The 12,792-nt window shown below is 50.4% G+C and carries 6 protein-coding genes and 1 pseudogene; 3 read left to right on the plus strand and 4 right to left on the minus strand.

Annotated elements, in window-relative coordinates; translation table 11 throughout:
* Positions 1–37 precede the first annotated feature (37 nt).
* The 3 genes from BLV33_RS12965 (at position 38) to BLV33_RS12975 (ending at position 5,295) form a co-directional block, all read left to right on the plus strand.
* Positions 38–1,714 (plus strand): type 2 periplasmic-binding domain-containing protein, encoded by a 1,677-nt coding sequence (locus BLV33_RS12965; RefSeq protein ID WP_171909136.1) that lies wholly within the window; start codon positions 38–40, stop codon positions 1,712–1,714.
* Between the two features lie 127 nt (positions 1,715–1,841).
* Positions 1,842–3,755, plus strand: a complete 1,914-nt coding sequence (locus BLV33_RS12970) for a cache domain-containing sensor histidine kinase (protein WP_090791951.1) — start codon at positions 1,842–1,844, stop codon at positions 3,753–3,755.
* A complete protein-coding gene (locus BLV33_RS12975; protein ID WP_090791954.1) occupies positions 3,733–5,295 on the plus strand; it encodes a response regulator in 1,563 nt (520 codons plus the stop codon). Before BLV33_RS12970 ends, BLV33_RS12975 begins: the two co-directional genes overlap by 23 nt.
* 70 nt (positions 5,296–5,365) lie before the next feature.
* On the opposite strand, the gene BLV33_RS12980 is transcribed toward BLV33_RS12975, so the two are convergent.
* From BLV33_RS12980 to BLV33_RS30015, 4 genes and pseudogenes are all read right to left on the minus strand, one after another.
* On the minus strand, positions 5,366–6,157 hold the full coding sequence (locus BLV33_RS12980) for a glycoside hydrolase family 18 protein (RefSeq protein ID WP_090791958.1): 792 nt from the start codon (positions 6,155–6,157) through the stop codon (positions 5,366–5,368).
* A gap of 329 nt (positions 6,158–6,486) precedes the next feature.
* Positions 6,487–11,745, minus strand: a complete 5,259-nt coding sequence (locus BLV33_RS12985; RefSeq protein ID WP_090791962.1) for a glycoside hydrolase family 3 N-terminal domain-containing protein — start codon at positions 11,743–11,745, stop codon at positions 6,487–6,489.
* 481 nt (positions 11,746–12,226) lie between these two features.
* Entirely contained in the window at positions 12,227–12,412 is a 186-nt protein-coding gene (locus BLV33_RS12990; protein ID WP_139305735.1) for a hypothetical protein, read from the minus strand.
* A gap of 118 nt (positions 12,413–12,530) precedes the next feature.
* Positions 12,531–12,717, minus strand: a pseudogene (locus BLV33_RS30015) (FMN-dependent NADH-azoreductase); the annotation flags it as partial.
* Positions 12,718–12,792: the final 75 nt, after the last annotated feature.

Genomic DNA, 12,792 nt, shown 5'->3' on the forward strand with positions numbered 1-12,792 from the left:
AACATACCATTATGATGCAGAAGAGGGGAAAATGTACATGAGAATGAGTAAATCACGCAAAACGTTAACAGCATTGCTTGCTTTGTTTACAGCCGTATCCATTACCGCATGTTCCACGGACAAAGGCGCGAGCAGCACCGGCAGTCCGCAGCCGACGAAAGCGACGGAAGCCTCCAAAGCACCGGTGGCCAATGCCGATGAACCGGCCTGGAAATCCGATGTGAAGCCGATCACCTTCGATTGGTACCTGAACTTCTCCTGGTTCCCGAACAAGTGGGGCGTGGACGCGACCTCCCAATACATCACGAAGAAAACAGGCGTAAATATCAATTTCATCGTGCCTGCCGGCAATGAGAACGAGAAGCTGAATACGATGATCGCATCCGGTAAGCTGCCTGACTTCATTACGCTCGGGTGGTATGAAGACGCCGTGAAGAAGATGATCGAGGGCAAAATGGTGCTTCCGCTCAATGATCTGGCGAAGCAGTACGATCCTTATTTCTTTAAAGTGGCCGACCCTGCCAAGACATCCTGGTACACACAAAATGACGGTAACGTCTACGGCTACCAGAACGCTTCGTCCTCGTCGCAGGACTATAAGAAGTACGGGGAAAACTTTGTATCCAACCAAACGTTCATGGTTCGCAAAGATATGTACGAAGCGCTTGGCAAGCCTGATATGAGAACTCCGGAAGGGTTCCTGAACGCACTGAAAGCAGCGAAAGAGAAATTCCCTGCCGTGAACGGTCAACCGCTGATTCCGCTCGGTTTGCATGAGTTTACCGATAGGGGTAACTATTCACTAGAAGGGTATCTGCAAAACTTCCTTGCAGTTCCTTACGAGAAGGACGGCAAGCTCTATGACCGCTCGACCGATCCGGAATATGTAAACTGGCTGAAGACGTTCCGTAAAGCCAATGAAAGCGGCTTGCTGGCCAAAGATATCTTCATCGACAAACGTCCGCAAATGGAAGAGAAAATCGCACAAGGCCGATATTTTGCCATGCTGTATCAACGCTCCGATTTTGCGAAGCAGAACATTTCCTTATATCAAAAAGACCCGAACACAGCATACATTGCCGTGGATGGACCTGCGAACTCCAAAAAGGATGCACCTACCTTGTCGGGACCTGGTATCTCCGGCTGGACTGTCACTTTAATTTCCAAAGACGTGAAAGACAAAGCTAGAGCCATCAAGTTCTTGAGCTATCTGATTAGTGAAGAAGGCAACAAAGATTTATTCCTTGGTGAAAAAGGTGTCAGCTACGATACGATTAACGGCAAGGACCAATTCAAGCCGGAAGTGGTTGATCTACTGAACAAGGATCGTGCTACTTTCGACAAAAAGTATGGCTCCTCCTACACGTTCTGGATGCTGATGGATACGAACATGAACCTGAAATGGGCTCCGCCAAGCGTCGAACCGGCCAAACAGCCCGAAGACTGGACGAAGGGCAAGACGAAGAGCTTCTCGCAGTATGATAATATCAATCCGACCGGTACTTCGGAAGAAGGCATTGCGAGCAACAAGATCGCTCAAAACTGGGGCAAAACGCTGCCGAAGCTGCTTTTAACCAAATCGGATGCCGAATTCGATCAGCTTTTTGACAAATTCCAAAGTGATCGAAAAGCGGCTGGACTGGATAAGATTCAGGCCTACCAGCAGCGAGAATTTGAAGCAAACACCAAGAAGATTGCCCAGTTCTCGAAGTAACTCTGTACATCAGCCCGAAAGCCCGATCCTCCGGGTTTTCGGGTTTTTCATTTCATGCTTGTCCTGCGTCCGTCACATGGTATATTAAGAGAAGAGGACTAGAGTTGGAGAGGCTGGAAGTGATGGCATGGCGAACGTTCTACGCAAGTGGAGAATGCGGCTTACGCAGGTAACGAATCGTATTTCGATTCAGGTGAAATTAATCGGCGCTTATATTTTTATTATTTTAATTCCCATCATTTTGTTCTCGTGGTATCTGTTTAATGGCTTTTATCAGAATACGATTCAAGAAACACTCAAAAAAAATCAATACTTACTCGAGAGCGAGAAAGCTAACATTCTCAACAATATTGAAACCATGGGGCGCACTGCCCAGCTGTCCATCGCCGACAGAGAGGTCATTAATTATTTACAAAGCGTCCGTGAGCTTGAGGTTCCCGAGCTTGTAGACTTTAATATGAATACGTTTTCAAATTTGCAAAGGCTGATGTTCAACAATCCGAACATTACAAACGTGCGCTTATTCACGGATAATCCAAGAACGCGAGAGATTTGGCCGGTCATCTTTAACGAAAGCCGAATTGAAGGCAGAGCCTGGTATAAGAACGTTTTAGCGAAAAAAGGTACGGTTTGGTGGGAAATTTTGCAGGATGAGAAAGACATAATGCAGAGGGAAAACGGAGACTCGGAGTTAACGTGGACTTATGTGTCCTTGCTTAGAGAAATCTATTATCCGAATGATACGCATGTTGGTATTCTTCAAGTCGATATGCTCATTGATAAATTTTTTCAAAAGGCATTCAGTCCGATTCAGGACGGACAGTCCCATATGCTTGTTGTGGACCGCTTGGGGCGAATTTTCACGGATAAGGGAAACCAATTTTTTAAAGACATCAACTTGGAGCAGCTTCATCGCGATTGGGATACACACCCGCATGAGGGGGCCACAAGCTTTACGTTTACTGTAGGGGATGCACCATATCTGTGCCTCTCCACGCCGATTGATCAACTTGGGGCCCATCTGCTGAATGTGGTTTCACTGGAAACCCCGGTTACGCAAATCAAGCATACCCGCAATCTATTCATCGCCGCAGCTGTTGTCCTCATCGCGCTTTTGTCGATCATTACTTACTTCCTGCAATCTCTGATTTTGAAGAAGCTGTCCATTTTGCGGGATTCGATGAAAAAAGTGCGCCGTGGCGATCTGAATGTGCAGATCGATATGGACGCAGGCGGAGAGGTTGGCGAGCTCGCCCATCATTTCCGGCAAATGCTGAAGAAGATGAACGAGCTGATCGTCGAAGCTGTGAACAAGCAGGCTGCTACGAAGGAAGCCGAGCTGAACTCGCTCAAGAATCAGATCGACGCCCATTTTCTGTACAACACGTTGGAAAATTTGAAAATGCTGGCCGAAGTCGAAGAGCAGTACGTGATCTCCGATGCGTTAACCTCTCTCGGCGCGCTCATGCGCTACAGTCTGAAGTGGTCGAACGATCATGTCCGGCTGCGGGACGAAATTCAGCATATCCAGAATTATATCGCCATTATGAATATCCGATATGACGATAAGCTGGAGCTGAAGCTGGACATCCCGGAAGGCTATCAAGAGCAGGAAGTGCTGAAAATGTCGCTCCAGCCTCTCGTTGAGAATGCCGTTAAGCACGGAATGAACACGGATCGGGCTAGACGCGAAGGCATCGAGATCCTGATTCGAGCTTGCCAAAAAAACGATGCGATGCTCATCGAAGTGACAGATGACGGTGCAGGCATGTCGCCTGAAAAGCTGGGTGAGCTGCATGAGAAAATCAGCATGGAAGATGCTCCCTTTTATAATAAGTACGGGCATAAGTCTACAGGAGACAATGAAGGGAATGGCATCGGTCTGCGCAACGTGACGCAGCGAATTAAGATGTATTACGGGAATGAGTACGGCATTCATGTCGAAAGTGCGGAGGGCGCTTATACCCAAGTGAGGATGAAGCTGCCTTATCTAATTTTATCCGGGGGGCTGTCTGTTGATGAGAAAATTGCTTATCGTTGATGATGAGAAAAATATCCGCCTCGGCCTGAGAGCGATGATTGCCCGTGAGTTCCCGGACACTTATGCGTTCGAATTCGCCGACGATGGAGAAGAGGCTTTGGCGCTGCTGATGCATATGCCCATTGACATCGTGATTACGGATATCCGCATGCCCGTCATGGACGGTATCGCATTGATTAACCGGATACAGGAGCTGGATCCGAAGCCTGCAGTCCTTATTCTCAGCGGGCACGATGACTTCCAATATGCGAAGGAAGCGATTCGCTGCGAGGTGAAGGAATACCTGCTCAAGCCGATTGTCCGTGACGAGCTATCCCGTACCTTGCTGCGTCTGGAGAAGGAGATCAAGCAGAAGGAGCAGATTAATGAGCAGTTAACCAACTCCAATCAGCAGCGGGAGGCTTTTCAAGAGAGCCAGCTCAGCTATCTGCTCAGATCCCTTCATATGGGTGAAGATGACCTGCGAAGCAGATTGCTCGGCATCGAGATGCAGTGGATAGATGAGGGATTCCAGCTCGGTATATTGCAATACAGAGGAACTGTCCAAGGGATGGGTCATGCCGAGTTTTTGGCTCGCATTCAGACGGAGATTGGGAACGCCCCTGAAAAGTTTCGTACACGGCGTGCGCATGTTGGGGACAAGGAGAACCAGATCGTGCTGATTGCCGAGAATGGGGAGCTCTTTCAGTACTTGGCGGAGCGCATTGCCGGTTCGGGATATTTCACCTACAGTATGGGCTTAAGCGTTCCTACCCGCGGAGTGACTCGTCTGCTGGCGGCTTATCAAGAGGCGCAGCAGGCGCTGAAATATACGTTCTTACTCTCTATCCCTGGCGTTGTACGTTTCGAGAATATCAGCCAGAAGAGCCGAAGCTTCGTCATCCCGATGGAAACAATCAAGAAAATAGCCAATATGCTCGGAACCGACCGCGATAAGGAAATGACGGCGCTGCTCATGGAAGTACTCGATATCAAGACGGTCACCCGGTTCGATATCGCCTATCTGGAAGCCGTGAGCCGGGCTTTCAACGAGCATGTTTTCGATAAAGTATTCCATGTGTACGGGGGCGAGTCCGTGGAAATACTCCGGCTGTTTAAGAAGGTCGGGGATATCTCGAACTTTACCTATTTTCATGATTATTTCCATAGCGTGGAGGGCTTGCTTCACCGGCTGAATGCTTATGTGCGCAGCATGAAGACATTCCACATTGATCATAAAGAGATGAAGAAAGCCGTGCAGTATATGCAGGACAACTATCGGAAGGACCTCAACATGACGATCGTTTCGAATCATGTGTCATTGAACTATTCGTACTTCAGCCAGGCCTTCAAGGAATACACGAGCCTAAGCTTCGTTAACTATTTGAAAAAGCTGCGCATTGACCGGGCACGGGAACTACTCACCACGACCGATTACAAAGTCTACGAAATTAGCGAAATGGCCGGCTTCGAGAACACGAAGCATTTCAGCCGCGTTTTCAAGGAAATGGAAGGCGTCAGCCCACAGGAGTATCGCGACCAGCGGCATGTGATGGGGTGATAATCTGGTTGATCAAGAAAAAACTCTTCCTACCCAATACAGGGCAGGAAGAGTGTAAGAGTGTAACATGTTAAGGATTTCCTAGATCACTCACGATTTGTGTTTCCAATATTTTATTCCGATCGGAGCTCAAATCCCAGAACATGACTCCAGCCAATCCTTTAGTTTTCACGTAATTATCTTTTAGACCGATGGATTGTGCATCATCATAGCTGATATACACTCCATTGCTTGGATTATATAGATAAGGAACACCCGCATTACTGTTCCAATACCTCGTATACCCGTTTTTGTTGATATAATTCGCTTGGAGGTCGGAGAAGTCAAATATCCCGGCCTCCCAAGTTCCTTGAGAGGATGCTCCTGAGCATGTCTGGTATAGTCCGTTATTGATTGATGGACATCCTCCCCACCCGCGTCCATAGAAAGGAAGTCCCAATACCAATTTGCTTGCGGGTACTCCAGCCTTCTTGAAATACTTCACGGATGCTTCTACATAGTAGGATGAAGCGTCTGTCGACTTGTCATTCGGATCAAAATGAAGCGGTGCGTTGTTGTTACTTAAAGTCTCCCAACCGCCATGATAATCGTAGGACATCAAATTGATCCAATCAACGGTTTTTTGAATTTTGCTTAATTCCGTATTTTGGATATAGCTCGGTCCTGCACCGGCCGCAATGGTCAAATAATAATGCTTGCCATCTGCCGAACCTGCCGATTCAAGCGCGCTTCGCATTGATTGCAACAGCAAGGTGAAGTTTGTTTTATCATCGGGTGATCCAGACTGCAGTCCCCCGCTAACCGGGTATTCCCAGTCAATATCGACACCGTCGAAACCCCATGTACGATGATCCCTAGCAATCTAGTTATTAAGATTCTATTCAAGAACGGAAATGTGATATCACTAAGATTCTGACAGGTTTCCCTGTCCATAACTCTTCAGTTGCCGATCGGTTATCTTTTAACATTTATTGTAATTGTAAAAAATGGCGCGTCTAGGTGTGCATTTCGATTAATTGGGGATAAATTCCTCTAACTCCTGAATGCTTAAACTTCTGTCGGGTATTTTCTGACAAGAACATTGTTCGATTCCCTACGCTCTTAGGCTAACGCGGCGCCGCAAGAAAAGGCCCGCGCCTCCGTTCATTCAGAGGTACGCGGGCCTTATTACTGTCTTGCAGGTGCAATTGATTAACGTTCGAAATTCCGCTCCGGGATATCGGCCGAGTAGGGAATTTCATTGTTTGAATAGAAGACCACGTAGCTGTCCGCCATTCCTTCTTTGACGGCGATAGCACGAATGACAGCGCCTTGTTTCACGTTAATTGGCCCTGAATAGATCTCGCTGTCCTTGGTCGGCAGAGAGCCATCCGTCGTGTAATTAATGACGGCTCCGGCTGTAGTCGTCGACAACTTGATCGCATGCGGATTGTCCTGATGTCCGTACTCCTGATTTCCGTTCTTACCGTTGATGACGGGAGTGGCTACTTTGCCGCCTTTAATCGAACCCGCATCCGCTTTTTCCAACTGGAACCAGTCCAAGTTGGTGCCGTCTCCGAGTATTGTGAGACGGATTGTCTGCGTGCCTCCGTTCAACTGCACAATATCCGTGACTTGCGTATAGTTCCCCCAGTCGCCGGTGCCCGGAAGTCCTGTCGTCGCTTTCGTTTGTCCACCGGAAGCGAGGGACATGGAGACTCCGCTTTGTGCCGTCGCATAGCGGTATTTTACCGCGTAATAACCGGTTTCGGGCACGGTAATCAAGTAATCCATGTAGGTTCCCGCTACGGTATATCCGAGGTTGTTGACAACTCCCCCATACTGGATTACATTCTGACCGGCTTGGGTAAAGCTTTCAGCCTCTACCTTCAGGATACCGTCCGTTCCCGCCATTTGCGGCAGCACCTCTTGAACAGCGATCTCCTGCAGGTCGAACGCGCCGACGCTGCCGGCGATCCGGAGCGTCTGGACTCCTGCTTTCAAATCAACCGTCGTGCGAGCCCCGATCCAGGCATTTGATCCGAACAGGGACGGGATGGTGACGGTGACAGGAGTCGTGCCGTCCGGGGAAATCCGGAAGATGCTTCCGTTCGGCGACTTGGCCTTGACCGTGAAAGCATATTTACCTTCTTTCGGAACGTTTATCTTGAAATCCGCCCAATCGCCCGGACCGAAGTCGGCGATGCTGCCCGCTCCGGCGGTCACACCAGACAGCTGGTAGTAATCGTCAGAGGTGATGGTGCCCGGGAGCGCCTTAGGATTCGTCTTGTAGACAGTTCCTTGCAAATTCACGCTCGCCGACAGCATCTCACCGCCTGTCGAATCGGTATAAGCGGAAGGCGGGACGTTGAGCGTGAGCTTCAAGTTGCCATAATAAGGCGTCCCGTTCCAAGCCAACTTGACGGCAACCTGATTCGGATTACCGTATGTCTGACCGGTCACAGTGATGCCCATGACGGCAACCTGATTCGGGTTACCGTATGTCACGCTGGTCACGGTGATGCCCTTGGCGGCTGCTTCCCCCGAAAGCGTAATCTGGCCCAGCTGGTCCGGAACAAAGGTTCCGCCCGCAAGCTTCAGCAGGACAGTTTTGCCGTCCACGCCATAATCCAGCGTATTCGGTTCCGCCGTCAGCACAGGGGTTTTGTCCGGTATGGATGGATCGACCAAGCGTTTCCAGCGGTACGTAGCGACCGATTTCGCTGGCAGCTTCGCCGCGATCTGCGTGCCGTCGCTCACGAGCTTGAACGTCTGCTCGTCATTCGTCTGATTGATCACGACCGTAACGATCGTTTTCTTATCCGGACTCAGGAAGGAAACGTTCGTGACCTTGTTTTTGGAGCCGTAATCGCTGTTGATCCGGATATACCCGGGCTCCACGAATTTGCTAAAGTTGCCCAGGAAGTAATATTCCGGCGTCAGCCAGTAGTTGTTACGGTCGGATGAATCTTGGACGAGCATTGTCGGATCCGGCGTGCCGACCCACTGATGCGTGGCAATGTCGCTGTCGAGCATCGCGACCCACGAATTGTAGCTTCTCGCCCAATTGCGGAAATATTGGGCGATTCGGTCCGTACCTTCCGTTCCCCATACCGCGCGTTCCGTCATATACACGTTTTTGTCGGGGTACATGTCGTGCAATTGGGACATCAGCGCAAGGTCACCGCCATAGTCGTGGAACGCAGTCCCTTCTACCGCGTCCCGGTTCTCCGGCACGGCGAGCAGCGGGGCGGGATAGCTCATCGTATCGCCCGGATTATGGTCGAAGATCCACAGCTTCACGTCCAGACCCGCGGCTGCCAGCTTCTTCTTCAGCAGCTTGGCCAGTTCGGCTTCCTGCTGCCACGGCATCTTCGTGCTGGGATAATCAATCTCCAGCAATGGCTCGTTCTGCAGCGTCATCGCTTCGATGTCGATCCCTTGAGCTTTATAAGCCTGGATGTATTTGACGTAATAATCAGCCAAGACCGGCAAATATTCGTCCTTGACCTGGCCTCGGATCATGCTGTCCGTCGTCTTCATCCAACCCGGAGGACTCCAGGGAGAAGCGAAAATCTTCATGCCCGGATTGATGGCCTTCATTTTCTTCAAAGCACCTACGATGCCGAAGTCGATATCTTTCTGAATCGAAAAATGCTCCAGCGCCGGGTCGGTATGGCCCGGAGGCATGTCGTCATAGGTATAGAACTTCTGTGCCGTAAAATCGGCCGTTCCGATCGTGACGCGGACCATGCTCATGCCGATGCCTTCCGTCTTGCTGGCCAGCTTCTTCAGCCATTCCTCCTGCTTGGCGGGCGACATCTTGACCAGGTTGTAAACCGTGGATTCTTCCATCGACGTTCCGATTCCCATCACCGACTGATACTCCTTGCGAGGATTAATGTTGATCGTCGTGGCGCCTGGATCAGTTCCTAAAGCCGTGATATTCAGATTGGCCTGCTGTTCCAGCCTCTTGTCGCCAGCTTGCCAGCGGGGGCCATAATACCACTTCTTGCTTATCGAATCGCGTTCCGCGGTCACCCAGTTTTCTACGGCGCCGGCGGCCACGACCGGCTGCTCCGAAATGGCTCCGCCTCCGTTGCCCGGCAGGGCTGCCGGGGAGAAGCCGGTGGAACCGAACCAATTGAAATTCAAGCCTCCCGCTTTGAGCACGAGCTTGATTTTCTGCACGCCCTGCGTCAGCGGGACGTTTTTCACCTTTGTCGTCTGCCAGTTCTGCCATCCTCCGGTATTGTTGACGGACAATTCTCCGATTTTGGTTCCGGAAGCGTTCAGTATATCGAATCCGGTATTGTCACCTTGGCCCGCATGGCGGAAATCGATATCGAACGAGCCGGAGACGGGGACGTTAATCAAATATTCCATCCAGTCGCCTGGATCCGTCCATCCTATGTTTTGCCCGCCGCCGACATCTGACGTGTTTTCCGTCTGAATGCCTTGTTGAGCAATGAAATCTTCCGCCTCTACTTTCTGGTACGGCGGTTTGCCCGGCTGTTCCGGAATGGCCGGAAGGGCAGGCGTTTCCTTGGTTTTGGTCAACCCGTAGCCGTAGTCGAACAGGATGTATTTCGGATCCAAATTGCGTTGCCCAGCCTTAGGCACCGTATAGGCTTCGGTGTAGAACGGCCAGCGGACCGGCAGTTTGCCCTTAAAATCGTAGCTGCCGAACAGGACGTCGGCCACGCCTTGTCCTTCCGTGCCCGGAAGCCATGCTTCCACAATTCCGGCCATATCCGTAAGCTGATCATTGATGATCATTGGCCTTCCGGATACGAGCACGACAACCGCCGGAACGCCGGCATCCCGTACGTTCTGCAGCGTCGCCAGATCCTCCTCGTCCAGCTTCAGCGCACCCAGATTATCGCCATTCCCTTCCGCATACGGCGTCTCGCCGATCACGACGATGGCCACGTCGTGACCCGCGGCTCCGCGGCCGTGCTTGTTGTAGGTCACGGTTTTCGAGCCTCGGACCGTATTCTTGATGCCCTCCAAAATAGTCGTTCCCGGCGTAATGCTGCCAGACTTACCCTGCCAGGTGATCGACCAGCCGCCTGACTGAAGACCGATATTATCGGCGCTTTTGCCGGCGACCAGTATCTTGTTCATTTTCTTCAATTGAGAAAGGATCGGCTGGCCATTCACTTTATCGTTCTTCAAGAGAACAAGCGATTCCCGTACCGCCCGGCGGGCGAGTGAGCGGTTCGCATCCGAACCGAAAGCGGTCGCCAAATTCTCATCGGTCATCGGATGCTCAAAAACGCCTGATTCGAATTTGACCCTTAGGATCCGCATCACAGCGTCGTCGATACGGGACAAGGCGATCTTGCCTTCTTCCGCCAGCTGCTTCAGGTAAGTAATGCTGATTTTCCAGTCACTCGGTTCCATCAGCATGTCCACGCCCGCGTTGACCGCAACACCAATTTGGTCCTTCAGACCGCTTACGGGGTTGCCATTCCAGTCTTTCGTAATCTGATGCACCCCGTTATAATCCGTGATAACAAAACCGGTAAAGCCCAACTGCCCAGGTCCGGTTCCTTTCAGGGCGTCCGTCAGGATCCGTTTGTTGGCATGCATTTTGAGTCCTTGGATGCTGCTGTAGGAGACCATGACGGTTCTGGCGCCGGCGTTGATTGCCGCTTTGTACATCGGAAGATCCAGGTTCAGAACCTCCTGTTCCGTCATCATCGACACATTGCCCTGGTTGGCCCCGTTGTCCGTCAGGCCTTCCCCGAGAAAATGCTTCGCGGTGGCGACCACCTTATCGCTGCTTTTCAGTTCTTCGCGCGTTTTGCCTTGAAGCCCTTGGATGTAAGCGCTACCCATTATTGCCGAAAGAGACTGGTTATCGCCGAAACCTTCATAAGAACGGCCCCAACGGACATCCTGCGGATCCGTGATCGTAGGGGCAAAAGCCCAGTTCGTTCCGGCTGCCTTGATTTCCATCGCTGACGCCGCCCCGATTTGCAGGACCAACTCCGGGTCTCTCGTCGCGCCAAGCCCGATATTATGAGGGAACAAGGTCGCCCCGATCAGGTTGTTGTTCCCATGAACGGCGTCGACGCCGTACAGAATGGGAATTCCCAGATTCGTGGACAGTGCGGCGGCTTGATAGGAATCCACCAAATCCGCCCACTTTTCCCTTGTGCTGTCCGCCTGTTTGCCGTTCGGGAAAGAACCGCCTCCGCTTAGAACGGAGCCAAGCTTGTACGTATGTACGTCTTCCTGTGTAACCGATGCCCGCTCCGCCTGTACCATTTGCCCGACTTTTTCCTCCAGCGTCATCCGGGACAGCAGGTCGGCCACACGGGTTTCAACCGGGAGGGAAGCGTCATAATAGGGAAGCAGTGCGGATTTGGAAGTTGCGGAAGCGGTCGATGCGGGCACCAACCCCCCAAAAGTTGAACAGACAAGCGCAATGGCCATGGCGGCTGAAATTTTGCGTTTCAACATGCTTTGAATCCTCCTTGTCACTAGAATGAAATCGATTTCATAATGATTTGCAGCAGGTTATTTCGCTCCTTTCCATCTTAATCTAGTTTGTGGAAATACTATAAACCAAAGCGCATATCTATCATATCAAACAGAAAATGAATATATTGTTATACTGTGTCGCGATGTATAAACAATTTCGGAAGCCGAAGAAGCAACGTAAGGAACATCGGATGTAACTAAATAATTTCGTAGCGGAAAATAGAAAGAACCCTGCTGTGAAATAACCAGCAGGGCTGCCTTAAGGAGAATCTTAAATTCCGATGATAAAGGAACCGGTCATATTACGAAGCGTCAAGGTGATCAGAAATGCGTGTACAAAATCAAAGATTGCACAAAAGAGCACTCCTCATTCTAAATTCCGGTGAGAAGCGCTCTTTTTGATAGACGAGTTTTATTTTTAGCGGAAAGTTCTAAATTCTGCATTTGAACATATCGCGGATTATTTGTAATAATTAGCAAGCAAGGCATCCATGATACGGCTTGTCCGTGCGGCGGATTCGCCTGTGCTCGGGCATGTGCCAATGCCATGCAATTCGTTAACGATCGATTGAATCAAAGGTTGTTGGATGTGCTTCGGATTGTCGATCTCCCATTGCTCCGTTCCTGCAGCCGTGTTTAATATCACAGGTGCTTCCGCAAAGGTGGAGAAGCGAATACTGCCCAAGGAACCGATGATTTCGTTCCATTCTTCGTTGGCGAAAGCGGAGAAACACCAAATCCCGCTACCAATGAAATGTACAGGATTAAAAAATTGCTGCTAGTTCAGCAGTTCTGCTCAATCTGGATGTGATAATTTCCACCGAACGGTCTTGATATTGGTTGTGGTCTTCAATGACGATAACCTCAGGGCCTTTTGAGACCCCAGAAGCAAAGTACGTTTTTCACGTAGTTCAAGGCCATCTCGATCGGGGTCATGTATTCCGACGAATAGAACTGCCCGTTCGTATTTTGAGATCAACCATTCTTTCTGGTTTATCCTTTTATTTTAGTTGGAGGATTGGAGGT

It is taken from the genome of Paenibacillus sp. GP183 (genome assembly GCF_900104695.1).
GTDB lineage: Bacteria > Bacillota > Bacilli > Paenibacillales > NBRC-103111 > Paenibacillus_AI.